Source organism: Novosphingobium sp. Gsoil 351 (genome assembly GCF_009707465.1).
Lineage (GTDB): Bacteria > Pseudomonadota > Alphaproteobacteria > Sphingomonadales > Sphingomonadaceae > Novosphingobium.
Genome location: NZ_CP046120.1, coordinates 150,127 through 175,579, shown reverse-complemented (window position 1 = coordinate 175,579; position 25,453 = coordinate 150,127). Strand labels below are relative to the sequence as shown.

The following is a 25,453-nucleotide window of genomic DNA, read 5'->3' as shown; positions in this document are numbered from 1 at the left end:
CCCCGGCTCCGACCGGCGCGATATAGGGCGGGTTTGGCTTGGCACAAGGCCCGCGCCCGACTAGGCGGAGGCGCAATTGCGGAGGGGAACAAGGTTATGGCGATCAAGGCATTTGCGGCTGGCGCGATGGCGGCATTGGCGCTTGCCCTGGCGTCCTGCGGATCGCAACCGCAGCCCGACGCGAGCGAAACCGCGGTATCCGAGCCAGAAGCGCCGCCGGGGATCACGCTGAGCGATGCCAGGGTTCAACTGCCCCTCGTCTCGGGCCGTCCGGGGGCAGCCTACTTCAGCGTCAGCCAAGCCAATGGCGCCCCGCGCAAGGTGGTCGGCGTCGCGGTCGAGATGGCGGCGCGAGCCGAAATGCACGAGACCAAGGGCGGGAGCATGGCCCCAGTTTCCGAAGTGCCGATCGGCCCCGGCAAGACCGTCAAGTTCGCGCCCGGCGGCTATCACGTGATGCTGTTCGATCTCGACCCAAAGCTTCGCTTCACCAAGGACGTCGAACTGACCGTGACTTTCGACGGCGGCGACAAGGCGAGCACGCGCGCTCCGGTCACGACGATGCAGGAAACGATGGAAATGAGCCACTGAGCGACGCTCACTCCGCCGACATCGTCGCCGCGCCCCCCTGCGCCGCCGGGGGCTCGCGGCCACTGACTTCGGGCGAAATCGAGCTGACCCGCTCGGTCTTCGGCGGCGCGATCGATCTTGGCGACGTATCGATCCGGCGGCGAAAGTGGTTTCCGTTCCAGCCCCGCCGCGTGGCGATGACCCCGCGCGGGCATATCCACTTCCACCCCGCCGCCGACGCCTATTGCGACGATTTCGCGAGTGCCGACCTCAATGCGCAGGGGCTGTTCATTCACGAGATGACCCACGTGTGGCAGACCCAGCGGATGGGCGGGTGGTATCTAGTGCTCATGCGCCACCCGTTCTGCCGCTACGACTATACCATTCGCCCGGGCTGGGCGCTGGAACGGTACGGGATCGAACAGCAGGCCGAAATCGTCCGCCACGCTTTCCAGTTGCGCCGGGGCGCGCGGGTGCGCGGGGCGTTTGCCCGCGAGGTCTACGAGAGCATCCTACCGTTCAGACCGTCGGCAGGCTAGCCAGCGCGAGAATCAGGCACGCGATCGCCGCGCCCAGCGCGGCCAACAAGGCGAGCGCCCCGCCGGTCGAGCGTGGCGAGCGGAGAGGCGGAACTTCTTCTGGGATCTGCCACCCGGTGACCGACGGGCCCAGCAAGGTCACCGGCGGCTCATCGATCGGCGCGCGCAGCAGCGCGGCGCTGACCGCCGCGCGCGAAATCGGCGAGACGAACTCGCAGCCGTAGAACGGCGCCCGGGCCCAGATCACACGCGCCTCGGAAAGATCCGCCATCGGCAGATCGATCGAGACCCGGTCGCCGACCTCGAGACCGTTGGGCGATTCGATCAGCAGCCCGGTTTCGGATAAGTTGCGGACAGTGGCGGTGGCGCCGTCGATGTCCAGCCGCAGCGTCCGCCGCGGCGTGCGGCGCTGTTCGACGTCCTGCGGATCGACAATGATGCGCGCGAGCATGCTCATGACCGGCCTCCTTCGCCGCCATCAAGCATCCGACTCGTTAAAAAGCCGTTTAGGAAATCCGGCAGGACTTTCGTCAGGTGCTTGAGTGGCGCCCTCCAAAGCAGTATCACCTGCAACCATTCCGGGCGGCCGAACCCGCGCCCGGCACCTGGACCCCCATGGAGCTTTCCGATTACGGCCTGTCGCGCACCCGCGGCTTCCTTTCGCCCTACGAGATCGACGAGATCGCCCTGCCCGCGCCGTTCGATCCCATCGTCGCCGCCGCCACCGACCTTTCGGCGCTTCTGACCAGCGGCCGCGTCCGCCATTGGCTGGAGCGTCTGTCCGATCCGATGATCGAGGATTGGGCCGCCACCGCGCCCGAAGACCAGGTCCGCACCGCGATGGTGCGCTACGGCTTCCTCGTCCAGGCCTACGTCTGGGGCGAGCCCGAAGCCCCCGCCACCTGCCCGCCAATCTCGCGCGACCGATCGTCGCATTGGCCGACCGCCTCGGCCAGGCGCCGCTGCTGCCCTACTCCGCCTATGTCCTCGACAACTGGAGCCGGATCGACAAATCGGGGCCGATCGCGCTCGACAACATCCGGATGCACCAGAACTTCCTGGGCGGGATGGACGAGAACTGGTTCGTCATGGTCCACGTCGCGATCGAGGCCGAGGCCGGGGTCATCCTCGACTGCGCGGTCGAACTGGTGAAGGCGGCCGCCGCGGGCGACGCCGCGCAGTGCGAGAGCCTGCTCCACGAAACCGACCTCGCCTGGGAATGCATCTACGCCGCGTTCAAGCGGATGACCGAACGGTGCGATCCCTACATGTATTTCAACCGGGTGCGCCCCTACATCCACGGCTGGGCCAACAACCCGGCGCTCGACGGTGGGCTGATCTACGAGGGCGTCGAGAAATTCGGCGGCAAGCCTCAGGCGCTGCGCGGACAGACGGGGTCGCAATCGAGCATCGTGCCGTCAATGGACGCCTTGTTCGGAGTCCGCCACTCGGACGATCCGCTCAAGCATTTCCTCGACGAACTGCACCAATACCGCCCGGTGCAGCACCGCCGCTTCATCGAAGACCTGGGCGCACGATCGACCCTGCGCGCGTTCGTGGCGCAGACGGGATCGTCGAGCCTGCGCGAGGCGTTCAACGCCAACCTCGAACAAGTCGCCCGCTTCCGCACCCGCCACCTCGAATACGCGGCGAGCTACATCAACAAGCAGGCCGGTTCGATCGCGGGCAACGATCCCGATGTCGGGACGGGCGGAACGCCGTTCATGAAATACTTGAAGAAGCACCGCGACGAGAACCGCGCGCAGGTGGTGTGAGGATCAAGCAACCCGATCAATCGCCCTTCTTCGCCACAGCGACCATCGCCGGGCGGAGCAGGCGATCCTTGATCGTGTAGCCCGCCTGAAGTTCCTGCAGGATCGTTCCCGGCTCCTTGTCGGCGCTGGGAATCTCCAGCATCGCCTGGTGCTGGTGCGGATCGAGGGGTAGGCCGACCGCGGCGATGCGGACAATGCCGTGGAGGCCGAACACCTTGTCGAGCTCGCGGCGGGTCGCCTCGATCCCGGTGACCAGCGACTTCAGCCGCTCGTCGTCGTGCAGTTCGGCGGGGATCGCTTCGAGCGCGCGGCTGAGATTGTCAGACACCGAGAGCATATCGCGGGCAAAGCCGGTGGCGGCATAAGTCCGCGCGTCGGCGATGTCCTTTTCCAGGCGGCGACGGACATTCTGGGTCTCGGCCTTGGCGTAGAGCACTTCTTGCTTCGCAGCCTCCAGATCGCCGCGGAGCAACGCGATCGGGTCATCGTTCGCCGCGGGTGCCTCTTCGCGGTCGATCAGGTCTTCAGGCACTCCGGCCAGTTCGGCCTGGGCGGCTTCGTCTTTGGGGCGCGAGTCGGTATCGTTCATTTCCGCGAAAATCCGTCTGTTCCGATGAGTTTGCCCAGCGACTGGGCGGTGAAATCAACCATGGGGACAACCCGCGCATAATTCAACCGGGTGGGGCCGATCACGCCGACCACGCCGACCACCCGGCCCTCGCCGTCGCGCCACGGCGAGGCGATCACCGACGAGCCCGAGAGCGAGAACAGCCGGTTCTCGCTGCCGATGAATATCCGCGTCGCCTGCGCCTCGCGCGCGGCATCCAGCACCCCGGCGATGGCTTCGGCGCCCTCGAGCTCGTCCAGCAGTTGGCGGACCCGCTCGATGTCGCCCAGCGCAACCTCGTCGAGCAGGTTGGCCTGGCCCCGCACGATCAGCACCGGGCGACGAGCGGCATCCTCGCTCCACATCGCCAGCCCGCGCTCGATCAGGTCGCGGCTCGCGGCGTCGAGCGCGGAACGCCCGGAGGCGATCTCGTCGCGGATCGCTTGCGCGGTCTCGGTGAGGGTCCGCCCGGCAAGGCGGCGGGTCAGGTAATTGCCCGCGGCCTCCAGGGCGGAATGCGGCACGGCGGCGGAAAGCTCGACCACGCGGTTCTCGATTCCGCCATCCTCGGAAACCAGCACCGCCAGGGCCCGGCCCGGCGACAGCGGCACGAAGCTGACCTGGGTCAGCCGCGGTTCGGCGCGCGGGACCATCACCACCCCTGCCCCCGCCGAAAGCGCCGAAAGCACGGCGCTCGCCCCAGCCAGGGCGGTTTCGATCGTCCCGCCCGCCGCCAGCCCGCGCTCGATCTGGGCGCGCTCGGCGGCGGTCGGCTCGGCCACCTGCATGATCCCGTCGACGAACAGGCGCAGCCCCTGATCGGTCGGCCGCCGTCCGGCGCTGGTATGCGGCGCGGCCAGCAGCCCGGCGTCCTGGAGGTCCTGGAGCACCGAGCGGATCGAGGCTGGCGAGAGGCTCACCCCGCCCGTCCCCGCCAGCGTCTTCGAGCCGACCGGCTGCCCGCTCGCCAGATAGCCTTCGACCACCAGACGGAAGATGTCGCGAGCGCGGGCATTGAGTTCGGAGATCGGGGGGGTCGCCATGCTCAGCGTTCTAGTCATCGCGGATCATAATAAAAACCCGCTCGTGCTGAGCTTGTCGATGCAGCACTCTTCCCTTCTCCACCGCCCGAAGTAAGGACGGCCCTTCGACAAGCTCAGGGCGAACGGTTCTGGGATCGAATGGAGTACCCAGAATGCGCCCTTCCGGCCGCGCCTCCGACGAGATGCGTGCGATTTCGATCGAGACGAACTTCACCAAACATGCCGAAGGCTCGTGCCTGATCGGGTTCGGTGATACCAAGGTGCTGGTCACCGCAAGCGTGGAGGAGCGGCTGCCGCCATGGTTGCGGGGCAAGGGCGAAGGCTGGGTCACCGCCGAATACTCGATGCTTCCGCGCGCCACCCACACCCGCGGCAATCGTGAGGCGGCGAAGGGCAAGCAGAGCGGGCGGACGCAGGAAATCCAGCGGCTGATCGGGCGCAGCTTGCGCGCGGTGACCGATCTGAAGAAGCTCGGCGAGCGCCAGATCACCCTCGATTGCGATGTCATCCAGGCCGATGGCGGCACCCGCACCGCGGCGATCAGCGGTGCGTGGGTCGCGCTGCGGCTGGCGGTGCAAGGCCTGATGGCCACGGGCGAGATCAAGGACGATCCGTTGACGCGCAAGGTCGCCGCGGTGAGCTGCGGCATCCGCGGCGGCAACCCGGTGCTCGACCTCGACTATATCGAGGATTCTTCCGCCGACGCCGACGCCAACTTCGTCCTGATCGAGGGCGGCCAGATCGCCGAAGTCCAGGCCACCGCCGAGGGCGCAACCTACGACGAGGAAGGGCTGCTGCGTCTCCTCCGCCTCGCCCGGCTCGGCACCGATCGCATCTTCGCGGCGCAAGCAGTGGCGGTGGCGACAGCCGCGGTGGCGTGATGCGCAGGATCGGCGCCGAACCGCTCGTGATCGCCACGCAAAACGCGGGCAAGCTGCGCGAGATCCAGGCGCTGCTCGATCCTTACGCGGTGAAGTGCATCTCGGCCGGATCGCTGGGCTTGCCCGAGCCGGTGGAGACCGGAACCACCTTCGTCGCCAACGCGCTGCTCAAGGCGCGGGCGGCGGCGGAGGCGGCGCAATTGCCCGCGCTGGCCGACGATTCGGGATTGTGCGTGACGGCGCTGGGCGGGCGTCCGGGAGTCTACACCGCCGACTGGGCCGAGCGGCAGCCGTTCGAAGGCTCACCCGGCCGCGACTGGTACATGGCGATGGGCAAAGTCGAGGGGATGCTGTGCGAGCTCGGCCCCGGTACCCCACGCGACGCGTGGTTCGCCTGTGTGCTCGCGCTGGCCTGGCCCGATGGCGAGCAGGTGGTCTACGAAGGCCGGGTCGACGGAGCCCTGACCTGGCCGCCGCGCGGGACTTTGGGGTTCGGCTACGACCCGGTGTTTGTGCCGGCCGGCGGCTCGGCAACCTTTGCCGAACTCGATCCGGAAGAGAAGCATCGCATCAGCCACCGCGCCGATGCGTTTGCCAAGCTGGTGGCGGAGCAGTTCGGCTAGTCGACCGCCTGGCCGATCACGTTGCCCGCGGGCCAATAGCGGCAGACCAGGATGTCGTTCGTCCTGCCCTGCCCCACCGCACATCCGACCTGCTGCGTGCCCCGCCAGATCAGTTGGGTGTAGTGACCGACATCGTGCCAGCTTCCGGTCGAGGAGACGTTGGGAAATTGGCCGGTGCGGAAATAGCGCACTTCCTCGACGAACCCGCCGATCATCTGTTCGGCCGAGTACCGCCGGGCGGGTCCCATCCACAGGTTCTCGCCCGCGCCGCTGCGATCCTGCGCATGTTCGAACCGATTGCTGCGGGCGAGCGTGTCGGCCCAGTCCTGCGCCTGCGAGGCCAGTTTCGCGCTCCATGACAGGCGCGGCACGCCGACGCGGTCGCGTTCAAGGTTGTGGGCGATCAGCAGGCGTTCTGCAAAGCTCGGGCCTTCCGCCGCGTGCGCCACTTGCGTGGCGAACAGCGCGGCGATAACCGCCGCGACGAAGCTGGCGCCCAGCGCCACCCCGAACCATTTCATGTGCGAACCCCTCGCCCGTCCCTCGTCGCTCCAGATAACACCCATTGCGGTTAACAAAAACCGAAGGTGTCGTGTAAACAGAACGTTATGGCGCTCGCACTCTACATCCACTGGCCATTTTGCGCGCGCAAATGCCCGTACTGCGATTTCAACAGCCATGTCCGGGCCGACGTCGATCAGAAAGCGTGGCGCGATGCGTTGCTCGCCGATCTGGCGCACGAGGCTTCGCTGACCGGCGGGCAGAAACTGGGTTCGATCTTTTTCGGTGGCGGCACGCCTTCGCTGATGCTGCCGGAAACTGTCGCGGCGCTGATCGACGCCGCGGCTCGCCATTGGCAGGTCGCAAACGACATTGAGATCACGCTCGAGGCCAATCCCTCTTCGGTCGAGGCGGCCAACTTCGCCGCGCTCGCCGCCGCGGGGGTCAACCGGGTGTCGCTGGGTTTGCAGTCGCTCGATGACCGCGCGCTGAAATTCCTCGGGCGGCTGCACGACGTGGACGAAGGCCTGGCCGCGCTGGCCACTGCGCAGCGCCACTTCGCGCGGGTGAGCTTCGATCTGATCTATGCACTGCCCGGCCAGTCGCCCGCGGCGTGGGAGGCCGAGCTGGCGCGCGCGCTCGGCTTCGGCACCAGCCACCTCTCGCTCTACCAGTTGACCATCGAGCCGGGCACGCGCTTCGCCACGCTGGTCCGCGACGGTTCGCTCGATCCGCTGGCCGACGATCCGGCCGCCGAGCTGTTCGCGTTGACCCGCGCGATGACCGATGCCGCGGGCATCCCCGCCTACGAAATCAGCAACCACGCCCGCCCCGGCGAGCAAAGCCGCCACAACCTCGCCTACTGGCGCTATTCGGACTACGCCGGGGTCGGTCCGGGCGCGCACGGGCGGCGTGGCGGGATGGCCACGTTGCGCCACAAGAAGCCGGAGAACTGGCTGGAGGCGGTGGCGCGGCAAGGCCATGGGCTGAACGGCGAGACTTCGCTGAGCGCCGCCGAACAGGCCGCCGAGGCGCTGCTGATGGGACTGCGGTTGGGCGAAGGCATCGACCTTGGCGCGATCGCCGACCGCTTCGGCTTTACCGCGGATACGCTGGTGGTGCCGGAAAAGGTGGGGCTGTATGCACGCCTAGGGCTGATCGAGCGGGCAGGCCGCCGCCTGACCGTGACCCCCGCGGGCATGCCGCTGCTCGACGCGCTGCTCGCCGAACTCGTCGCGGCCGCGCTGGTATCGGCATGAGCAGGCATGACCTCTTGGCCGAGTGGAACGGCCATCTCGTCCACGCCCGCCGCCGCTCGCCGCACACGGTGCGGGCTTACGGCGCAGCGGCGGCGCGACTGGTGGCGGCGGTGGACGCCGACGACTGGCAAGCTCTCGCCCGGATCGATACCGCGGCGCTGCGCCGGCACCTTGCCGCACGGCGCGCCGACGGGCTGGTCAACACCTCCGCCGCGCGCGAACTCTCGGCGCTCAAGGCCTTCCTGACCTTCGCCCGCGAACGCGCTGGCGTGGGGGAAGACGGCACGCCGCGAATCCGCGGTCCGCGCGTCAAGAAGGGGATCCCCCGCCCCGTCACGCCCGACGACGCCTCGGGAATCGCCGATACCGTCGCTGAAGCCGCAAGCGCGGCATGGGTCGGGGCGCGCGACCGGGCGGTGTTGCTGCTGCTCTACGGCGCGGGGCTGCGGATCGCCGAAGCGCTGTCGCTGACCGCCGATGCGCTCCCGCTCGGCGAGACGCTGCGGGTGACCGGCAAAGGCGCCAAGCAGCGCGTCGTGCCCGTCCTGCCGGCGGTGCGCGAGGCGGTGGATGCCTACGCTCAGGCGCAACCTTTTGCGTTGCTGCCCGGCACGGCGCTGTTCCGCGGCGAGAAGGGCGGGCCGCTCGCGCCGGGGATGATCCAGAAGGCGATGGCGCGGGCGCGGGTCGCGATGGGCTTGCCCGCCACCGCCACGCCGCACGCGCTGCGCCACAGCTTCGCGACGCACTTGCTCGGCGCAGGCGCGGACTTGCGCAGCCTGCAGGAACTGCTCGGCCACGCCAGCCTCGGATCGACCCAGATCTACACGCAGGTCGATGCGGCGACGCTGCTCGACACCTACCGCAACGCCCACCCGCGGGCCTAGCCCTCGGGCTTCCAGGTCAGCACACGCAAGACGTAACCGCCCACCGCGAGCGTCAAGAACCCCAGCACGACCGGCCCCGCCCAGCGGTTCACCGCCTCGCCGTAGTTCGCCAGCAGATGCCCGCCCTTGATCAGCAGCGCGTTCCACACCGCCGCGCCGGCGAAGGTGAAGACCAGGAACTTCCAGTGCTTCATGTGGGCGAGGCCCGCGGGCAGCGAGACCATCGTCCGCAGCAGCGGCGAGAAGCGCAAGCCGAACACGATCCACTCGCCGTGGCGGCGGAAGAACGCGGCGGCGCGCTCCACGTCGCGCCATTCCAGCGTCAGCCACCTCCCCCAGCGGCGCACGAACGGCTGGAGCCGGGCATAGCCCAAGCGGTCTCCGGCCAGGAACCACACGTAGTTGCCCAGCGTCGAGCCGATCGTCCCGGCGGCCAGCAGCGGCCAAAACGCCATCGTCCCGCGCGCCACGTTGAGCCCGCCGACGCCCATGATCAGCTCGGACGGGATCGGCGGGAAGACGTTCTCCAACGCCATGAGGAACGCGATGCCCCAATAGCCGCCACGCCCGATCAGCTCGATGATCCATTGGCCCATGGCGCGCTCAACGCGCGGGAGAGAAAATCGGGTGCGACGCGATCAGGCGCCCGCCCGCTCCGCCAGCCGCCGCTCGATCGCGTCCCAGATCAGACCCGGCGTGTCGGTGCCGTTGAACTTGTCGATCGCGACGATCCCGGTCGGCGAGGTGACGTTGATCTCGGTCAGCCACCGCCCGCCGATCACGTCGATCCCCACGAACACCAACCCCAGGCGCTTGAGTTCCGGCCCGAGCGCGGCGCAGATTTCCCGCTCCTCGACCGTCAGCACGGTCGCCTCGGCATAGCCGCCTGCGGCCAGGTTGGAACGGAACTCGCCCTCCCCCGGCTTGCGGTTGATCGCGCCCGCGACCTCGCCGTCGACCAGCACGATCCGCTTGTCGCCCGCGGTGACGTCGGGAAGGAACTGCTGGACCATGAACGGTTCGGGCCAGACCTGCCCGAACAGCTCGACCAGCGCAGCCATGTTGGCGCCGTCGCGGCCGATCCGGAACACCGCCTTGCCGGCGTTGCCGTGGAGCGGCTTGACCACGATCTCGCCGTGCTCTGCATGAAACGCGCGGACGTCCTCGAGCCGCCGGGTGACCAGCGTCGGCGGCATGAACCGCGCGTAGTCGAGCACGAAGACCTTCTCCGGCGCATCGCGCACGCTTCGCGGGTCGTTGACCACCAGCGTCTCGCCGGCTATCCGTTCGAGCAGCCAGGTGCCGGTGAGATAGCCGATGTCGAACGGCGGATCCTGCCGCATCAGCACGACATCGGCGTCGCGCCCGAGATCGAGCGAGCGGAATTCGCCCAGCTTGTAGTGATCGCCCGGCACGTGCTGGACCGTCGCGGGCGCTGCCCACGCGAGCACCCGGCCATCCTTCCACGACAGGTCGCGGACGTCGTAGTAGTACAGCTCATGCCCCCGCTCCTGCGCCGAGAGCATCAGCGCGAAGCTCGAATCCCCCCCGATCTGGATCGAGGGCAGCGGGTCCATCTGGACGGCGACACGGATTGTCATGGGCGGGCCTTGTGTGTGATGTCTCGACTTCGCTCGACATGAGCGGGCTTGGTATAAGACCCCCTATCCGCTCATCCCGAGCGAAGTCGAGCGATCGCGCGCAACGCTAAGGCTGCCAGGCGTTGGCGATGTGGCGTGGCCAGTGGCGGGGCGCAAGCAGCAGCACATCGATGCGGATGTCTTCGCCGTCGCGGGCGAACCGCGGGGCCAGCGCTTCGGCCGCGCGGGCGACGCGCTTCAGCCGCCGCGCATCGATCGCCAAATCGCGCTCGGCGGCGGTTGCGCGCCACTTGACCTCGACGAACGCCACGGTCCGCCCGCGCCTGGCGACCAGATCGACCTCCCCGACCGAAACGCGCAGCCGTTCGCCCACGATCCGCCAGCCGTGCAGCCGCAGCCACCATGCGGCGAGGCGCTCGCCGCGGTGGCCGCGTCGTTCGGCCTGAATGCGCCGCGCGGTCATCGGCCCTGCAACTCCAGCGCGCGGGCATACAGCGCCTTGCGGTCCAGCCCATGCATGCGCGCGACTTCGCCCGCGGCGTGCGAAGGCTTGGCGTTCGCCAGGGCCGCGACGAGAAGTTTGTCGATCTCGCCCTCGTCGGGCGCGCCCTCACCGGCCAGCGGCGGTCCGACCAGCAGCACGATTTCGCCCTTCGCCGGGTGCTCGCGATAATGATCGGCGAGTTCGGTCGCACTGCCGGTGCGGCAATCCTCGAACAGCTTGGTCAATTCGCGCGCGACCGCGACGGCGCGTCCGGGCAAGGCGGCGCCGATCGCATCGAGCGAGGCGACGAGGCGCGGCCCGGATTCGTAAAAGACCAAAGTCGCGCGAACAGTCGCCAATTCCTCAAGCGCCTCGCCCCGCGCCTTGGCTTTGGGTGGCAGAAACCCCGCGAACAGAAACCGGTCGGTCGGCAGGCCGGCAAGCGTCAGCGCGACGATTCCCGCGCTCGGCCCGGGCAGGCTGGTCACCGCGATTCCCCCGCTCGCGCGCCTCGCGGACCAGGCGAAACCCGGGATCGGAGATCAACGGCGTTCCGGCGTCGCTGACGAGGGCGACCGCGGCGTCCGTCGCCAGCCCGAGAATGCCCTCGCGCGCCCGCTCGTCGGCGTGATCGTCATAGCGGATCATCCGCGTCTTCGCGCCGAGATGGTGGAGCAGCTTGCCCGTCACCCGGGTATCCTCGCAGGCCACCGCAGCCACGCCTCGCAACGTCTCCGCTGCGCGGTGGGTGATGTCGCCGAGATTGCCAATCGGCGTGGCGACGATGTAGAGGCCAGCTTTCAGCGAAGGTTCAGGCGTTTGGCTCATGCGCGCCCGTCCATGGACCAGTCACGCGGGGAGCGGCAAGCAATGATCGAGAAGAGGGCGCTGTTGCGCAACCTGGCGCTGGCGAGCGCGATCGTGCTGGTCGCCGGGTGCAAGGTCATCCCCAAGGGCCCGCCGGTCAGCGGACCGGGGCCGGTCGCGACCGAAGCACCGGGCAGCACCCTGCCGACCGACCGCGAACGCCACCGCATCGCCTTGCTGGTTCCCCTGTCGGGCACCAACGCCGGGGTGGGCCAGAGCCTGGCCAACGCGACGACGATGGCGCTGCTCGATACCAATGCCCAGAACCTGCGGATCACCACCTACGATACCGCCACCGGTGCGCAGAGCGCCGCGTCGCGGGCGCTGGCCGACGGCAACAAGCTGATCCTGGGGCCGTTGCTCAACGAGGACGTGCGCACCGTCGCCGCGATGGCCCGCCCCGCGCACGTGCCGATGATCACGTTCTCCAACGACAGCAGCGTGGCCGCCGAGGACGTGTTCGTGCTCGGCCACGTTCCCGCGCAAGCGGTGGCGCGCGTGGTCTCGTTCGCCCGGGCCAAGGGCATGAGCCGCTTCGCCATGCTGGCGCCGGGCGGCGAATACGGCCAGCGCGCCGCTGGCGCCTACACCGCCGCGGTGCGCGCCGCGGGCGGTAGCATCGTCGCCAGCGAACCCTACGATCGCGGCAACACCTCGATCACCAGCGCGGCGGGAAGGCTCAAGGCCAAGGGCGGCTACGAGGCGGTGCTGATCGCCGATGGCGCGCGGATGGCGGTGCGCGCCGCGCCGATGCTCAAGGCGGTCGGGGCGGTCGCCCCGCGCATCCTGGGCACCGAGCTGTGGGCCGGGGAAAGCACCGTGCTCGCCACGCCCGCGCTGCGCGGAGCCTGGTTCGCCGCCGTATCCGACGCGCGCTACGCCAAGTTCGTCTCCAGCTACAAGGCGCGCTTCGGCGCGTCGCCCTATCGCATCGCCACCTTGGGCTATGACGGGGTGCTGCTGACGCTCAACGTCGCGCGCGATTGGAAGCCGGGCAGCCTGTTCCCCACGCGCAAGCTGGGCGATCGCGGCGGTTTTCTCGGCCTCGACGGGGCGTTCCGCTTCGCCGACGACAATGTCGCCGAGCGCGCGTGGGAGGTCCGCGAGGTCGGCGGCGGGATCGTCGCCCCTGCTCCCACCCGCTTCGGCAACTGATCCCGCGCAGGTTGTCCCAAACTACCGCGCGCCGGATGCTTGTCGAAGCGCCCGCGCGCGGTTAGCCGCCAGGCATGGCCAAGGACCTGTTCGACAAACTCCCCGCCGGCACCGGCAGCGATTACGATAGCGGCGCGATCGAGGTTCTCGAAGGGCTCGAGCCGGTGCGCCGCCGCCCGGGGATGTACGTCGGCGGGATCGACGAGCGCGCGCTCCACCATCTTGCCGCAGAGGTCCTCGACAACGCGATGGACGAGGCGGTGGCGGGGCACGCCAACCGCATCGAGGTTACGCTCGAGCCGGGCAACAGGCTGACGATCAGCGACAACGGCCGTGGCATGCCGGTCGACGAGCACGCCAAGTTCCCCGGCAAGTCGGCCCTCGAGGTGATCCTGACTACGCTCCATTCGGGCGGCAAGTTCTCGGGGAAAGCATATGCCACCAGCGGGGGCCTGCACGGCGTGGGGGTCAGCGTGGTCAATGCGCTGTCGAGCCACACCCGCGTCGAGGTCGCGCGCAACAAGGAACTCTACGCGCAGGAATTTTCGCGCGGCTTGCCTTTGGGTCCGCTCAAGACGATCGGCGCCACCCCCAATCGTCGCGGCACCACCGTCACCTTCGTCCCCGACATCGAAATCTTCGGCGAGGATGCGAAGTTCAAGCCGCAGCGGCTGTTCCGCCTCGCCCGCTCGAAGGCCTACCTGTTCGCCGGGGTCGAAATCCGCTGGAAGTGCGCGCCCGCGTTGATAGCCGACGATACCCCGACCGAGGCGGTGTTCCAGTTTCCCGGCGGGCTCGCCGATCACCTTGCCGAACAGATCGGCACGCGCGAGTGCGTGACCACCAAGGCCTTCAGCGGCAGCCATGAGTTTCCGGGCGACGCGGCGGGGCGAGTCGAATGGGCGATCGCCTGGCCGTTGTGGTCCGACGGCGCCTACAGTTGGTATTGCAACACCATCCCGACCCCCGACGGCGGCACCCACGAACAGGGGCTGCGCGCCGCGCTGGTCAAGGGCATCCGCGCCTTCGCCGATCTCGTCGGGGCGAAGAAGGCCAAGGACATCGCGCCCGAGGACATCGTCACCGGCAGCGAGATCATGCTCTCGCTGTTCATCCGCGAGCCGCAGTTCCAGAGCCAGACCAAGGACCGCCTGACCAGCCCCGAGGCCGCGCGGCTGGTCGAGAACGCGGTGCGCGACCACTTCGACCATTTCCTCGCCGACAACATGGACCGCGGTAAGGCGCTGCTCGCCCACGTGATGGAGCGGATGGACGAGCGCCTCGCGCGCAAGGCGGAGCGCGAGATCAAGCGCAAGACCGCGACCAACGCGCGCAAGCTGCGGCTGCCCGGCAAGCTTACCGATTGCAGCGGCGAAGGCAGCGGCGAGACCGAGCTGTTCATCGTCGAGGGCGACAGCGCGGGCGGCAGCGCCAAGCAGGCGCGCGACCGCAAGACCCAGGCGATCCTGCCGATCCGCGGCAAGATCCTCAACGTCGCCAGCGCCACCGCCGACAAGATCCGCGCCAACAGCGAGATCGCCGACCTCGGCCTCGCGCTCGGCTGCGGCACCCGCAAGGACTGCAACGCCGACAACTTGCGCTACGACCGGGTGATCATCATGACCGACGCCGATGTCGACGGCGCCCACATCGCCACGCTGCTGATGACCTTCTTCTTCCAGGAGATGCCCGACATCGTCCGCCGCGGGCACCTGTATCTGGCGCAGCCCCCGCTCTATCGGCTGACGTCCGGGGCGACCTCCGCCTACGCCCGCGACGACGCCCACCGCGCCGAACTCGAACGCACGACGTTCAAGGGCAAGAAGGTCGATGTCGCCCGGTTCAAGGGGCTGGGCGAGATGAACCCCTCGCAGCTGCGCGAAACCACGATGGCCCCGGCGACGCGCGGCTTGCTCAAGGTCACCCTGCCCCCCGAGGCCGAGGGCCGCGCGGCGGTCAAGGACCTGGTCGATCGCCTGATGGGCCGCGATCCCGCGCAACGCTTTCACTTCATCCAGAACCGCGCCGGGGAACTCGACCCGGAGCTGATCGACGCTTGATTCTCGGCTTGCAAGGTAGCAGCCCGCAACCTATCCGCTTAACCGAACGGTTAAACGAACAGGACTCGGGCGAAGATGACCACCCTTACGCAAACCCAGCGCTTCGAAGGCACCAAGGATTACGTCGCGACCGACGATCTCAAGGTCGCGGTCAACGCCGCGGTCCTTCTGCGCCGGCCCCTGCTGGTCAAGGGCGAGCCGGGCACCGGAAAGACGGTTCTGGCGCACGAGATCGCCAAGGCGGTCGGCGCGCCGCTGATCGAGTGGAACGTCAAGTCGACCACCAAGGCGCAGCAGGGCCTGTATGAGTACGACGCGGTCGCCCGCCTTCGCGACGGCCAGCTCGGCGACGAGCGGGTCCACGACATCTCCAACTACATCCGCCGCGGCAAGCTGTGGGAAGCATTCACCGCACCCAAGCTGCCCGTGCTGCTGATCGACGAGATCGACAAGGCCGACATCGAGTTCCCCAACGACCTGCTCCAGGAACTCGATCGGATGAGCTTCGACGTCTACGAGACCCACGAACGTATCGAGGCGCGCGAACGTCCGATCGTGGTCATCACCAGCAACAACGAGAAGGAGCTGCCCGACGCGTTCCTGCGCCGCTGCTTCTTCCACTACATCAAATTTCCCGACCGCGACACGATGCAGGCGATCATCGACGTCCACTTCCCAAACATTCAGAAGATTCTCGTCAGCAAGGCGATGGACATCTTCTACGAGGTCCGTGAGGTACCGGGGCTCAAGAAGAAGCCGAGCACCAGCGAACTGCTCGACTGGCTCAAGCTGCTGCTGAACGAAGACATGCCGCTCGACGTCCTCCAGAACCGCGATCCGGCCAAGGCCATTCCGCCCTTGCACGGCGCGCTGCTCAAGAACGAGCAGGATGTGATGCTTTTCGAGAAGCTCGCATTCATGGCGCGGCGGCAGGGGTAGGCAAGTGCACACCGGGCGGTGCCTATGCGGCGCGGTGACGCTCTCGATCGCGGGCGACGCGATCGGCGCGCGGACTTGCTGGTGCCGTGATTGCCAGAAGTTCGGCGGCGGCAACGGTACAACCAACGCCTTCTTCCGCGTCGATGACATCGCCCATACGGGTGCCCTGAACTGGTACGAAAGCATCGCCGACAGCGGCAACACCACGCACCGCGCGTTCTGTCCGAAATGCGGTTCGCACGTCTTCACCAAAGGCTCGGGCGCGCCGCACTTGAGCGGAGTGCGGGTGAGCATTCTCGACGACAGCGATCTGTTCGCGCCGCAAGCTGTGATCTGGACCAGCAGCGCTCCGCGCTGGGCAGCGCCCGATGCACGCCTGCCGAACTTTCCCAAGGCCCCGCCACCTCCGCCGGCCAAGGACTGACGCGATGTTCTTCAACTTCATCGACGAGTTGCGCGAGGCGGGGATAAAGGCTTCGTTCAAGGAGCACCTGACGCTGCTCGAGGCGCTCGACAAGGACGTGATCGACCAGACGCCCGAGGCGTTCTACTATCTCAGCCGCGCGACCTTCGTGAAGGACGAGGGCCTGCTCGACCGCTTCGACCAGGTGTTCAACAAGGTCTTCAAGGGCCTGCTCACAGACTATGGCCAGAAGCCGGTCGATGTCCCCGAGGACTGGCTGAAGGCCGTCGCCGAGAAGTTCCTCAGCCCCGAGGAGATGGAGGCTATTAAGGCGCTTGGTTCCTGGGAAGAGATCATGGAGACGCTCAAGAAGCGTTTGGAAGAACAGCAGAAACGGCATCAGGGCGGCAACAAGTGGGTCGGTACCGGCGGTACCTCGCCCTACGGCAATTCGGGCTACAATCCCGAAGGCGTCCGCATCGGCGGCGAAAGCAAACACAAGCGCGCGCTTAAAGTCTGGGAAAAGCGCGAGTTCGCCAACCTCGACAACACCCGCGAACTCGGCACCCGCAACATCAAGATCGCGCTGCGCCGCCTGCGCCGCTTCGCCCGCGAAGGCAACGCCGAGGAGCTCGATCTCGACGCGACGATCGACGGCACCGCGCGCCAGGGCTGGCTCGACATCCACATGCGGCCCGAAAGGCACAATGCGGTCAAGGTGCTGCTGTTCCTCGACGTCGGCGGCTCGATGGATCCGTGGATCAAGCTGTGCGAAGAGCTGTTTTCCGCAGCAAGCTCCGAGTTCAAGAACCTCGAGTTCTTCTACTTCCACAACTGCCTCTATGAGAGCGTGTGGAAGGACAACCGCCGCCGCTGGTCTGAACGAACCCCGACCTGGGACATCCTCCATAAGTTCGGCCACGACTACAAAGTCATCTTCATCGGCGACGCCGCGATGAGTCCCTACGAGATCAGCCACCCCGGCGGCTCGGTCGAGCACTTCAACGAAGAATCGGGCGCGGTGTGGGTCGATCGCGTCGCTCACATCTATCCGGCGACGGTCTGGCTCAATCCGGTGCCCGAAAAGCAGTGGGGCTATTCGCAATCCACCAAGATGATCAAGGACATGGTCGGCGGCAGCATGTTCCCGCTGACCCTGGCCGGGCTCGACGATGCGATGCGGGAACTCACGCGCAAGAAGCATTGAGTGGACCGCGATACGGCGTTTTAAAACCTGTGACTTTCGCCGGTAAACCTCTGCGCGGATTGCACTTTTTCTAAAGGCGCTGTGGCCTTCGGGAACGAGGGGCGTGGAGCGTCGGCGCCGCCACCCGAGACGGCTCCTCATCGACTGGTCTTGCGAACAAACCATGAATCTCGCGTACGCTGCTGGCGCCCCTGTAGGAAAATGAATTCGGCGGTATCACCGGTGTGCCTTGAACCGTTCCAGGCGCTGGCCACCTAGCCTCTCATGACCCAACGCCTCCCCGCCCTGTTTCTCGGCCACGGCTCGCCGATGACCACGATCACCGATGGCCCCGAACGCCGCGCGTGGCAGGAACTGGGCCGCACGTTGCCCCGCCCTCGCGCAATCCTGGCGATCACCGCGCACTGGGAAACGCACGGCCGGACGCACCTGACGGCCGGCGAAAACCCTCGTACGATCCACGACTTTCGCGGTTTCCCGCAGGAACTCTTTGACATCCGCTACCCCGCGCCGGGTTCGGCATGGCTGGCGGATCGCGTCGGGGAATTGCTCGGCGAGGATCGCATCGTCCGGGACGATACCTGGGGTTTCGATCACGGCGTGTGGGGCGTGCTCCAGCCGATGTACCCGGAGGCCGACATTCCGCTGGTGGCAATGAGCCTCGACCGCTCGCTGACACCGGCCGAACATCTTGCGCTGGGCGGCAAGCTCGCGCCGTTGCGCGACGAGGGTGTGCTGATCGTCGCCAGCGGCAATGTGGTCCACAACCTGGCGCTGTGGCGACAGGTGGCGGGGACGCAGCCCGAGTGGGCGCTGGCGTTCCGCGAGGAGATCAACGCCGCGCTGGCGGTCGGTGACGAAGCCCCACTTCTTTCCGCCGCAGCGCTGAGCGATGAACCCGCCACATTCGCGGTAAACAGCGGCGAGCATTTCCTGCCGCTGCTCTACGCCGCGGGCGCAAGGCTGCCGGGGGATGAGGTGGCGATCTTCAACGATACGCTGGATGGGGCGCTCTCGATGACGTCTGTCGCTGTCGGAGACGTTTTGGCGCTTCAGCCCTCGCATTGACGCGCGCGTGGTTGCGTGTTCCCCTGCGCGAGGCGGCGGACCTTGACGGTCATGCGCGTGGCACCGGGGGGGCACCATGTCCGAAGCTTCGCAGGCAGCCTCAGGCAGCGAGATGTTCGACAAGCGCGAAGCACGGCGCGCCGTGGCCGCGGCAGGTGTCGGCAACGCGCTCGAGTTCTACGACTTCGTCACCTTCACCTTCTTCGCGATCCAGATCGGCCGGACCTTTTTTCCATCGAGCAGCGATTATGCCACGTTGATGGCCTCGTTCGCTACTTTTGGCGCCGGCTTCCTGGCTCGCCCGGTCGGGGCCTGGTATCTCGGCCGCCTGTCAGATCGCACCGGTCGAAAGCCCGTCCTGATGCTCAGCATGGTGTTGATGGGCTTGGGCACGAGCATGCTGGTTTTCACCCCGGGCTACGCGACGATTGGAATCGCGGCGCCGGTGCTCGCGATTGTTGCACGGCTGGTTCAGGGATTCGCCCTAGGCGGTGAGGTGGGCGCTGCCTCCAGCTACATGATCGAAGCTTCCGCCCAGCATCGTCGCGGGTGGGTGATCAGCTGGCAGCAGGCCAGCCAGCAGATCTCTGGAGCTTGCGGCGCGGCCGTAGGTCTCATGATCAGCCTGACGATGTCCGCACAAGACCTTCAAACCTTTGGATGGCGAATAGCGCTTGGCGCGGGTCTGGTGATCGTTCCCTTCGCATTGGTCATTCGGAAATCCATTCCTGAAACCCACGGCGATGCCGCCAGGCCGGTGCTGTCCCCGCCTGCTGACGCGTCATACATACGGACTTGCGTGATCGGCTGCATCCTCATCGCATCGGGGACGATTTCAACCTACGCATTCAATTATCAGGCCAGCTATGTGCAGTCGAAGCTGAATTTCCCACCGAGCGTCGCGCTCGCGGGGCAGGTTTCCGGATACGTGATCGGCTTGATATTTTCGCTGGGCGGCGGCGCGCTGAGCGATCGCTTCGGACGCAAACCGTTCATCGTGGGCAAGCCGATTGCTCTACGCTGCGATGATCACGCCAATACTGAGCTGGCAACTGGCCTCTCCTGAGCCTGCGGTGACCATCGCCGCTGCCGCGCTGTTGGTCATGCCCGTGGCGATTGGCGCAGGAGCGATCTACGCGGCTATCGCGGAGATGCTGCCGCAGCAAACCCGCGCGACGTCACTCGCGCTGATCTACACCCTGCCGGTCACCTTGGTCGGCGGCACCACGCAGCTCGTGCTGGAATGGCTGATCCACGTCACCGGCGATCCCCTGTCGATCTGCTGGTACCTGACTGCGGTCGCCCTCATCGCAGCGATTGCCGGTATGTTCCTGCCCGAAAGCGCGCCGGTACGGCGAAACGCGGCTCCCGAACTGGCGCTGGCCTGACGCGTTAGAACTTGTTGTCCCGGGGAAACCCGCCCGGAGGCAATCTCCCGGCAGCCCCCCGCGCCACCTTCCACAAGCGCATATCGCTCTCGGTCCGCGTCCGCCCCGTCTCGCCGCCCATCTTCCAGCTCAGCCCGTCCTCCAGCCTCAGCGTGGTCGCGTCGGCCAGGCCACCGTCCTTGTAGCGTTGCAGCGTCACGCCCTGCCCGCGCGCCATTACGGGCAGCTCCTCCAGATTGAACAGCACAAGCTTTCGATTTTCGCCGACCACGGCGACGTGGTCGTGTTCGGGAGGTATTTCGCGGACAACCGCCAGCTTGACCCCGGGCTTGGTGGTGACCACGCCCCTGCCCTTGCGGGTCTCGGCCAGAAGTTCGTCGCTTTCGGCGGCGAACCCGCGCCCAACATTCGAGGCCAGCAGCAACTGTGCCTTAGGCTTGTGAACCAGAAGCGCCACCACCTGGGCTTCCGGATCTATGTCGAGCATCGTCCGTAGCGGTTCGCCGAAGCCGCGCGCGCCGGGGAGTTTGTCGGCGCCCAAGGTATAAAACCGCCCGTTGTCCGCCGCGATCAGCAGTTTGTCGGTGGTCTGGGCGTGGAGCGCGAAGGCGGGGCCGTCGCCTTCCTTGAACTTGAACTCGCGATCGAGCGGTTCGTGGCCCTTGGCCGCCCTAATCCACCCACGGGCCGAGAGGATAACCGTCACCGGCTCCTTCTCGATCATCGCGTCCATGCTGAACTCGCGCGTCGGCGCGGCCTCGGCGATGGTGGTGCGGCGGCGGCCGAGCAAGGTGTCTTCGGCGTAGTCCTTGCGCAACGCGGCCAGATCGCGCTTGAGCCGGGTGCGCTGGCGCGCCGGGCTTTCGAGCAGCTTCTGAAGCTCGTCGCGCTCGGCCAACAGGTCGGAGTGCTCCTTGCGCAGCTCCATTTCCTCTAGTTTGCGCAAGCTCCGCAGCCGCATATTGAGGATCGCTTCGGCCTGGCGGTCGGTCAATTCAAACTCGGCCATTATCACCGGCTTGGGCTCGTCCTCGGTGCGGATGATCGCGATGATCCGGTCAAGGTTCAGAAAGGCGACGATGAAGCCTTCGACCAGCTCGAGCCGCGCCGCGATCTTTTCCAGGCGGTGTTGCGAGCGGCGGATCAGAATCTCGATCTGGCTCTTGATCCATTCCTGGAGCACCAGCTTGAGGCTGAGCACGCCGGGCGTGCGTCCGGCGTCGAGAACGTTGAGGTTGAGCCCGAAGCGGGATTCCAGATCGGTCAGCTTGTAGAGCGATTCCTTGAGCAGTTCGGGATCGACGTTGCGGCTTTTCGGCACGAACACGAGCCGGATCGCCTCGTCGCTCTCGTCGCGGATATCCTCGAGGATCGGCAGTTTGCGATCGGCGATCAGTTGGGCGATCTGCTCGATCAGCTTGCCCTTCTGCACCTGGTACGGGATTTCGCTGATCACCAGCTGCCACTGGCCGCCCGCCAGCTTCTCGACGCCGCTGTCCTCCCACACGCCGTCCTTGCCGCGCCCGATCGAGAACCGGCCGCGCAGCCGGATCGCGCCCTTGCCGGTCTCATAGGCAGCTGAGATCGCCGCGGGGCTGTCGACCACCACTCCGCCGGTGGCGAAGTCGGGACCGTGGAACACCTGCATCAGCTCGGCATGCTCGGCGTGGGGGTTGTCGATCAGCAGCAGCGTGGCGTCGACGATCTCGGCTACGTTGTGGCTCGGAATGTTGGTGGCCATGCCGACCGCGATCCCGCTCGACCCGTTAGCGATCAGGTTGGGAAACAGCCCGGGAAATATCTCGGGCTCTTCGTCCTCGCCGTTGTAGGTCGGGTGGTAGTCGACCGTGCCGTCTTCGAGACCGGCCATCAACTGGATCGCGGTCCTCGTCAGGCGCGCTTCGGTGTAGCGATAGGCGGCAGGGTTATCGCCGTCGATGTTGCCGAAGTTGCCCTGCCCCTCGACCAGCGGATAGCGTAGCGAAAAATCCTGCGCGAGCCGGACCATCGCGTCGTAGACCGACTGATCGCCGTGCGGATGGTACTTGCCGATGACGTCGCCGACCACGCGCGCCGATTTCTTGTAGGCCTGTCCGGGATCGAGCCTGAGCTGGCGCATCGCCCAGAGCAGGCGGCGGTGCACCGGCTTCAGCCCGTCGCGCAGATCAGGCAGCGAACGCGCGGTGATCGTCGAGAGCGCATAGACGAGGTACCGCTCGGACAGCGCGCTGTCGAACGGGGCATCGACGATCGCGTCGAAGGGATCGGGGCTGGTGGTGTCGGTGGGCATTGCGCCGCCGCCCTAGCAGGCGCGGACTCGGCCCGCCAAGGCTCAGCGCCGCTGCATGTCCACAGCTTCGCCCGGTATCCGCACCTCCAGGCCATCAAGGGCGGGGTTCAGGACGATCTGGCACGACAGGCGGCTGGTCCGGGTGACCTGAGCGGCGAGGTCGAGCATGTCTTCCTCGTCGTCGACCGCGGGCGGCAGCCGATCGAACCATTCGGGCGCGACGATGACGTGACAGGTCGAGCAGGCCATCTGCCCCTCGCAGGTGCCTTCGAGCGGCATTCCCGCCGCCTGTCCTACTTCGAGCAGGCGGTCGCCCGCTTTGGCGCTGGCGGACACGCGCTCGCCCTTCTCGGTGACGAACGTGACGGTGACGCTCACAAGCCCCTGGCTCGCGGCGGCATCGCGGATCATCGCAGCGGCGTCCTGCACTTCGGCCAGCGTGGTGTAGCGGCCGAAGCCGAGCCGGATCGACGACTTGGCCTGAGCATCGCTCAGTCCGATCGCGCGCAGGACGTGGCTGGGACGGCCCGATCCGCTGGCGCAGGCCGATCCCGCGCTGAACGCAAGCTCGCGGCAGTCCGACATGAGGCGGGCGACATCGAGGCCATCTCGGCGCAAGTTGAGGTTGCCCTTCCAGCGCGCGATGGCGCTGCCGTTGAGCGTCCATCCGGGGAGCGCCGCGCGCAAGGTTTCCCACAGGTTTTCCACATGCTGTGCCTCGCTTGTCCGCAGCTTTAGCGCAAGCGCCGCGGCGGCCCCGAACCCTGCGCACAGCGCCGGGCTGAGCGTGCCCGAACGCAAGCCTTGCTCCTGTCCGCCGCCGCGTGTCGCCGGCCTCAGCTCGATCCCGTCGCGTACCCACAGCGCGCCGATGCCCTTTGGGCCGTATATCTTGTGCGCAGAAACCGCGATCAAATCGGTGTCGGCGGGCGGCGCGAGTTTGCCGGCACCCTGCACCGCGTCACAGACGAACAGCGCGCCCATCGCCCGGGCCCGGCGAGCGAGCGCGGCTATCGGCTGGATCGTGCCGATTTCGTTGTTGACCTGCATCACCGCGATCAATCCGAGGTCGTCGCGTAGCGGTACGTCTGGATCGACCATACCTTCACCATCGACAGGCAGGACGACCGCGCACGGATCCCATTCCTCCGCCGTGTCGAGCACGGCCGCGTGCTCGACCGCAGAAACCGTCATGATCTTGGTATCGCTGCCGAAGATCGCCAGATTGAGCGCCTCTGTCGCGCCCGAGGTGAAGATCACGCGCCCGCCCGGCGGAAACAGCCCCGCCACCTGCTCGCGCGCCACCTCGACCGCAGCCGCCGCCGCGCGCCCGGGCCGGTGCGGCGAATGCGGGTTTGCGAACCCCATCGCTTCCGGCCCGCTCAGCCACGGCAGCATCGTTTCGCGCGCCTCGGGCGCGAGCGGCGTGGTGGCCTGGTAGTCGAGGTAGATCATCGCGTATCCCCGGCCATCGCCAGCCACACCTCGCGGAACCGTTCGATATCGGCGTTCGTGGTGGTCCACCCCAGACTCACCCGAATTGTCCGGTCGGCCAGATCGGCGCTGAGCCCCATCGCCTGCAACACATGACTGCGGCGCAGGCTGCCTGACGAGCATGCACTGCCCTGGCTGATCGCGATTCCCGCCATGTCGAAGCGCATTAGCTGCGCGCTGCCCGCCAGCCGCGGCATCGCGATGGCGTGAATATAGGCGGTCGGATCATCGAGCAGATCGCCAAGCCAGGTTCCGCCCGCAGCGCGGACATCGTCGGCGAAGCGCATCATCGCCTCGCAGGGTCCATGCCCCAGATAGGGATAGTCGCAGTCCTCCAGCGCGGCCGCCATGCCGAGAATGCCCGGCAGGTTCTCGGTCCCCCGGCGGTAGCCGCGTTCGTGGCCGCCATCGGGTGCCAGCATCTCGAACTCGCGGACCAGCAGCGCGCCGGCCCCGATCGGCCCGCCGAACTTGTGCGCGGCAACGATCGCCATGTCGATGTCGTGCGGCATCCGATACTTGCCCGCGTTCTGCGCAACGTCGCAGACGATCAGGCCCCCGGCATCGTGGACACTCTCGACCAGATCGCCCAAGTTCTGCGAATTGCCGGTCTCCGAATTGATCCGCTGGATCGCGACCACCGGATTGCTCGCCTTGGCCAGCACCGCTTCCATCCGCTCCTGATCGACAGCGCCATCGGGCAGGATCGCCAGTCGCGGCGCGCCGGGCGCGGCCGCGAGCACGGCATCGTGTTCGACCCCGCTGACGAAACGCTCGCTGGCATTGGCCCGGCTCATCGCGATCGCCGCCGCTTCGCTTGCGCCGCTGGTGAAGATCACCTCGCCGTCCCACTTGAACGCTTCGGCGATCCGCTCACGGGCATCTTCCAGCGCCGCCCGCGCCGCCCGCCCGGCCTGGTGCGGGCTTGACGGGTTGGCCCACATCGCGAACCCCTCGCGCATCGCCTCGGCCGCCGCGGGGCGCAGCGGGGTGGTTGCGGCATGGTCGAGATAGATCCTGTCGGTCATGCCAAATCGCCCCGGCGCGGGACGGCGAGTCCTTCAAGTTGCTTTCACGAGCGTCGTTTCTATATAGCGCGCGGTTCTAATCCAGCCCCGTCGCGCGCTTCGCACCGGTCGCACACCAGGAACGTCATGCCCTCAGTTATCTTTCCCGGTCCCGAAGGCCGTCTCGAAGGCCGTTTTCAGCCGTCCCCGCGCCCGCGTGCGCCGGTTGCGATGATCCTTCATCCGCATCCCCACGGCGGAGGCACGATGAACGACCGGATTGTTCAGGCGCTCTACAAGACCTTCGTGGCGCGCGGGTTTGCCACGCTGCGCTTCAATTTTCGCGGGGTGGGCCGCAGCCAGGGCAGCTTCGACAACGGTATCGGCGAGCTTTCCGACGCCGCAGCCGCGCTCGATTGGGTGCAGTCCATCCACCCCGAGGCACAGACTACGTGGATCGCCGGGTTCAGCTTCGGCGCGCTGATCGGGATGCAGTTGCTGATGCGGCGGCCCGAAATCCGCGGGTTCATCTCAGTCAACCCGCCCGCCAACATGTATGATTTCAGCTTCCTTGCCCCCTGCCCCGCATCCGGAATCATCGTCCAGGCGGCGCAGGATACCGTCGTCACCCCCAACGCGGTGCAGAAGCTGGTCGACAAGCTGCGCACCCAGAAGCACATCACGATCCATCACGACGAGATCCCGCGCGCCAACCACTTCTTCGAGAACGAGATCGACGACATGATGCACTCGGTCGACAACTATCTCGACATGCGCCTCTCGCCGGATTCCCCGATCAAGTAGG

General features: G+C 67.1%; 25 protein-coding genes and 3 pseudogenes. 16 read left to right on the top strand and 12 right to left on the bottom strand.

From position 1 onward, the window contains the following. The first annotated feature begins 96 nt into the window (after positions 1–96). Positions 97–591: a copper chaperone PCu(A)C gene (locus tag GKE62_RS00865; protein ID WP_154690602.1), complete on the top strand. Its 495-nt coding sequence runs from the start codon at positions 97–99 to the stop codon at positions 589–591. A gap of 170 nt (positions 592–761) precedes the next feature. Next, a complete protein-coding gene (locus tag GKE62_RS00860; protein ID WP_370516037.1) occupies positions 762–1,109 on the top strand; it encodes a hypothetical protein in 348 nt (115 codons plus the stop codon). On the opposite strand, the gene GKE62_RS00855 is transcribed toward GKE62_RS00860, so the two are convergent. Then, positions 1,090–1,566 (bottom strand): PilZ domain-containing protein, encoded by a 477-nt coding sequence (locus tag GKE62_RS00855; RefSeq protein ID WP_154690601.1) that lies wholly within the window; start codon positions 1,564–1,566, stop codon positions 1,090–1,092. The two genes, GKE62_RS00860 and GKE62_RS00855, sit on opposite strands and share 20 nt — an antisense overlap. A 158-nt stretch (positions 1,567–1,724) precedes the next feature. Between GKE62_RS00855 and GKE62_RS00850 the strand changes: the two are divergent. Further along, positions 1,725–2,884 (top strand): annotated as a pseudogene (locus GKE62_RS00850) (indoleamine 2,3-dioxygenase). Between the two features lie 16 nt (positions 2,885–2,900). On the opposite strand, the gene grpE reads toward GKE62_RS00850, so the two are convergent. Both grpE and hrcA read right to left on the bottom strand, forming a co-directional pair. Beyond that, positions 2,901–3,473: a nucleotide exchange factor GrpE gene (gene grpE / locus GKE62_RS00845; RefSeq protein WP_154690600.1), complete on the bottom strand. Its 573-nt coding sequence runs from the start codon at positions 3,471–3,473 to the stop codon at positions 2,901–2,903. Further along, complete coding sequence (hrcA, locus tag GKE62_RS00840) at positions 3,470–4,534, bottom strand: heat-inducible transcriptional repressor HrcA (RefSeq protein ID WP_154693484.1); 1,065 nt, start codon at positions 4,532–4,534, stop codon at positions 3,470–3,472. Before hrcA ends, grpE begins: the two co-directional genes overlap by 4 nt. A 152-nt stretch (positions 4,535–4,686) precedes the next feature. Between hrcA and rph the strand changes: the two genes are divergently transcribed. Then, positions 4,687–5,415 (top strand): ribonuclease PH, encoded by a 729-nt coding sequence (rph, locus tag GKE62_RS00835; RefSeq protein ID WP_154690599.1) that lies wholly within the window; start codon positions 4,687–4,689, stop codon positions 5,413–5,415. Next, positions 5,415–6,038 carry an RdgB/HAM1 family non-canonical purine NTP pyrophosphatase gene (gene rdgB / locus GKE62_RS00830; RefSeq protein WP_370516036.1) on the top strand — a complete coding sequence of 208 codons (624 nt, stop codon included), beginning with the start codon at positions 5,415–5,417 and terminating at the stop codon, positions 6,036–6,038. Before rph ends, rdgB begins: the two co-directional genes overlap by 1 nt. On the opposite strand, the gene GKE62_RS00825 is transcribed toward rdgB, so the two are convergent. Then, positions 6,035–6,559 carry a CAP family protein gene (locus GKE62_RS00825; protein ID WP_195908544.1) on the bottom strand — a complete coding sequence of 175 codons (525 nt, stop codon included), beginning with the start codon at positions 6,557–6,559 and terminating at the stop codon, positions 6,035–6,037. The genes rdgB and GKE62_RS00825 overlap by 4 nt on opposite strands. 87 nt (positions 6,560–6,646) lie before the next feature. Here GKE62_RS00825 and hemW point away from each other — a divergent pair, with 87 nt between their 5' ends. Both hemW and GKE62_RS00815 read left to right on the top strand, forming a co-directional pair. Then, positions 6,647–7,798, top strand: coding sequence for a radical SAM family heme chaperone HemW (gene hemW / locus GKE62_RS00820; RefSeq protein WP_154690596.1), 1,152 nt, complete (start codon positions 6,647–6,649; stop codon positions 7,796–7,798). Beyond that, entirely contained in the window at positions 7,795–8,685 is an 891-nt protein-coding gene (locus tag GKE62_RS00815; RefSeq protein ID WP_154690595.1) for a tyrosine recombinase XerC, read from the top strand. The genes hemW and GKE62_RS00815 overlap by 4 nt, the downstream gene beginning before the upstream one ends. Here GKE62_RS00815 and GKE62_RS00810 read toward each other — a convergent pair. The 4 genes and pseudogenes from GKE62_RS00810 to rsmI all read right to left on the bottom strand — a co-directional run bounded on the left by GKE62_RS00810 (position 8,682) and on the right by rsmI (position 11,598). Next, complete coding sequence (locus tag GKE62_RS00810; protein WP_154690594.1) at positions 8,682–9,281, bottom strand: DedA family protein; 600 nt, start codon at positions 9,279–9,281, stop codon at positions 8,682–8,684. The genes GKE62_RS00815 and GKE62_RS00810 overlap by 4 nt on opposite strands. A gap of 42 nt (positions 9,282–9,323) precedes the next feature. Continuing rightward, positions 9,324–10,286, bottom strand: a complete 963-nt coding sequence (gshB, locus tag GKE62_RS00805) for a glutathione synthase (protein WP_154690593.1) — start codon at positions 10,284–10,286, stop codon at positions 9,324–9,326. A 106-nt stretch (positions 10,287–10,392) separates the two neighbouring features. After that, on the bottom strand, positions 10,393–10,749 hold the full coding sequence (locus GKE62_RS00800; RefSeq protein ID WP_154690592.1) for a YraN family protein: 357 nt from the start codon (positions 10,747–10,749) through the stop codon (positions 10,393–10,395). Further along, a pseudogene (gene rsmI / locus GKE62_RS00795) lies at positions 10,746–11,598 on the bottom strand (16S rRNA (cytidine(1402)-2'-O)-methyltransferase). Before rsmI ends, GKE62_RS00800 begins: the two are co-directional and overlap by 4 nt. Before the next feature lie 42 nt (positions 11,599–11,640). Here rsmI and GKE62_RS00790 point away from each other — a divergent pair. From GKE62_RS00790 to GKE62_RS00755, 8 genes are all read left to right on the top strand, one after another. Next, entirely contained in the window at positions 11,641–12,792 is a 1,152-nt protein-coding gene (locus tag GKE62_RS00790) for a penicillin-binding protein activator (RefSeq protein WP_154690591.1), read from the top strand. A gap of 74 nt (positions 12,793–12,866) precedes the next feature. Then, a complete protein-coding gene (gene parE / locus GKE62_RS00785; protein WP_154690590.1) occupies positions 12,867–14,852 on the top strand; it encodes a DNA topoisomerase IV subunit B in 1,986 nt (661 codons plus the stop codon). 75 nt (positions 14,853–14,927) lie between these two features. Beyond that, on the top strand, positions 14,928–15,791 hold the full coding sequence (locus GKE62_RS00780; protein WP_154690589.1) for a MoxR family ATPase: 864 nt from the start codon (positions 14,928–14,930) through the stop codon (positions 15,789–15,791). A 4-nt stretch (positions 15,792–15,795) separates the two neighbouring features. Then, a complete protein-coding gene (locus GKE62_RS00775) occupies positions 15,796–16,215 on the top strand; it encodes a GFA family protein (protein WP_230206836.1) in 420 nt (139 codons plus the stop codon). Between the two features lie 4 nt (positions 16,216–16,219). Next, positions 16,220–17,401: a VWA domain-containing protein gene (locus tag GKE62_RS00770; RefSeq protein ID WP_154690588.1), complete on the top strand. Its 1,182-nt coding sequence runs from the start codon at positions 16,220–16,222 to the stop codon at positions 17,399–17,401. A gap of 264 nt (positions 17,402–17,665) precedes the next feature. Continuing rightward, entirely contained in the window at positions 17,666–18,469 is an 804-nt protein-coding gene (gene ygiD / locus GKE62_RS00765; RefSeq protein ID WP_154690587.1) for a 4,5-DOPA dioxygenase extradiol, read from the top strand. Positions 18,470–18,581: 112 nt separating this feature from the next. Further along, a complete protein-coding gene (locus tag GKE62_RS00760) occupies positions 18,582–19,535 on the top strand; it encodes an MFS transporter (protein ID WP_195908543.1) in 954 nt (317 codons plus the stop codon). Continuing rightward, entirely contained in the window at positions 19,495–19,857 is a 363-nt protein-coding gene (locus GKE62_RS00755; protein ID WP_154690585.1) for a hypothetical protein, read from the top strand. The genes GKE62_RS00760 and GKE62_RS00755 overlap by 41 nt, the downstream gene beginning before the upstream one ends. A 4-nt stretch (positions 19,858–19,861) precedes the next feature. Here the strand turns inward: GKE62_RS00755 and parC are convergent, their stop codons facing one another. From parC to GKE62_RS00740, 4 genes and pseudogenes are all read right to left on the bottom strand, one after another. Beyond that, entirely contained in the window at positions 19,862–22,147 is a 2,286-nt protein-coding gene (gene parC / locus GKE62_RS00750; protein WP_154690584.1) for a DNA topoisomerase IV subunit A, read from the bottom strand. Positions 22,148–22,189: 42 nt separating this feature from the next. After that, positions 22,190–22,525 (bottom strand): 2Fe-2S iron-sulfur cluster-binding protein, encoded by a 336-nt coding sequence (locus GKE62_RS18670; protein WP_255453621.1) that lies wholly within the window; start codon positions 22,523–22,525, stop codon positions 22,190–22,192. Then, a pseudogene (locus tag GKE62_RS00745) lies at positions 22,526–23,602 on the bottom strand (cysteine desulfurase family protein); the annotation flags it as partial. Beyond that, on the bottom strand, positions 23,599–24,669 hold the full coding sequence (locus tag GKE62_RS00740) for a cysteine desulfurase family protein (protein WP_154690583.1): 1,071 nt from the start codon (positions 24,667–24,669) through the stop codon (positions 23,599–23,601). The pseudogene GKE62_RS00745 and the gene GKE62_RS00740, both read right to left, overlap by 4 nt. Before the next feature lie 126 nt (positions 24,670–24,795). Between GKE62_RS00740 and GKE62_RS00735 the strand changes: the two genes are divergently transcribed. Then, positions 24,796–25,452: an alpha/beta hydrolase gene (locus GKE62_RS00735; RefSeq protein ID WP_154690582.1), complete on the top strand. Its 657-nt coding sequence runs from the start codon at positions 24,796–24,798 to the stop codon at positions 25,450–25,452. Position 25,453: the final 1 nt, after the last annotated feature.

What these genes read in the sequence shown, in the direction of transcription:
- gshB (WP_154690593.1), bottom strand. Translation starts at nt 10,286, where the DNA reads ATGACAATCCGTGTCGCCGTCCAGATGGACCCGCTGCCCTCGATCCAG.
- grpE (WP_154690600.1), bottom strand. Translation starts at nt 3,473, where the DNA reads ATGAACGATACCGACTCGCGCCCCAAAGACGAAGCCGCCCAGGCCGAA.
- ygiD (WP_154690587.1), top strand. Translation starts at nt 17,666, where the DNA reads ATGACCCAACGCCTCCCCGCCCTGTTTCTCGGCCACGGCTCGCCGATG.
- GKE62_RS00770 (WP_154690588.1), top strand. Translation starts at nt 16,220, where the DNA reads ATGTTCTTCAACTTCATCGACGAGTTGCGCGAGGCGGGGATAAAGGCT.
- GKE62_RS00810 (WP_154690594.1), bottom strand. Translation starts at nt 9,281, where the DNA reads ATGGGCCAATGGATCATCGAGCTGATCGGGCGTGGCGGCTATTGGGGC.
- rph (WP_154690599.1), top strand. Translation starts at nt 4,687, where the DNA reads ATGCGCCCTTCCGGCCGCGCCTCCGACGAGATGCGTGCGATTTCGATC.
- GKE62_RS00855 (WP_154690601.1), bottom strand. Translation starts at nt 1,566, where the DNA reads ATGAGCATGCTCGCGCGCATCATTGTCGATCCGCAGGACGTCGAACAG.
- GKE62_RS00780 (WP_154690589.1), top strand. Translation starts at nt 14,928, where the DNA reads ATGACCACCCTTACGCAAACCCAGCGCTTCGAAGGCACCAAGGATTAC.
- GKE62_RS00800 (WP_154690592.1), bottom strand. Translation starts at nt 10,749, where the DNA reads ATGACCGCGCGGCGCATTCAGGCCGAACGACGCGGCCACCGCGGCGAG.
- GKE62_RS00760 (WP_195908543.1), top strand. Translation starts at nt 18,582, where the DNA reads ATGTTCGACAAGCGCGAAGCACGGCGCGCCGTGGCCGCGGCAGGTGTC.
- hemW (WP_154690596.1), top strand. Translation starts at nt 6,647, where the DNA reads ATGGCGCTCGCACTCTACATCCACTGGCCATTTTGCGCGCGCAAATGC.
- rdgB (WP_370516036.1), top strand. Translation starts at nt 5,415, where the DNA reads ATGCGCAGGATCGGCGCCGAACCGCTCGTGATCGCCACGCAAAACGCG.
- hrcA (WP_154693484.1), bottom strand. Translation starts at nt 4,534, where the DNA reads ATGGCGACCCCCCCGATCTCCGAACTCAATGCCCGCGCTCGCGACATC.
- GKE62_RS00755 (WP_154690585.1), top strand. Translation starts at nt 19,495, where the DNA reads ATGATCACGCCAATACTGAGCTGGCAACTGGCCTCTCCTGAGCCTGCG.
- GKE62_RS00865 (WP_154690602.1), top strand. Translation starts at nt 97, where the DNA reads ATGGCGATCAAGGCATTTGCGGCTGGCGCGATGGCGGCATTGGCGCTT.
- parE (WP_154690590.1), top strand. Translation starts at nt 12,867, where the DNA reads ATGGCCAAGGACCTGTTCGACAAACTCCCCGCCGGCACCGGCAGCGAT.
- parC (WP_154690584.1), bottom strand. Translation starts at nt 22,147, where the DNA reads ATGCCCACCGACACCACCAGCCCCGATCCCTTCGACGCGATCGTCGAT.
- GKE62_RS00735 (WP_154690582.1), top strand. Translation starts at nt 24,796, where the DNA reads ATGCCCTCAGTTATCTTTCCCGGTCCCGAAGGCCGTCTCGAAGGCCGT.
- GKE62_RS00825 (WP_195908544.1), bottom strand. Translation starts at nt 6,559, where the DNA reads ATGAAATGGTTCGGGGTGGCGCTGGGCGCCAGCTTCGTCGCGGCGGTT.
- GKE62_RS00790 (WP_154690591.1), top strand. Translation starts at nt 11,641, where the DNA reads ATGATCGAGAAGAGGGCGCTGTTGCGCAACCTGGCGCTGGCGAGCGCG.
- GKE62_RS00740 (WP_154690583.1), bottom strand. Translation starts at nt 24,669, where the DNA reads ATGACCGACAGGATCTATCTCGACCATGCCGCAACCACCCCGCTGCGC.
- GKE62_RS00815 (WP_154690595.1), top strand. Translation starts at nt 7,795, where the DNA reads ATGAGCAGGCATGACCTCTTGGCCGAGTGGAACGGCCATCTCGTCCAC.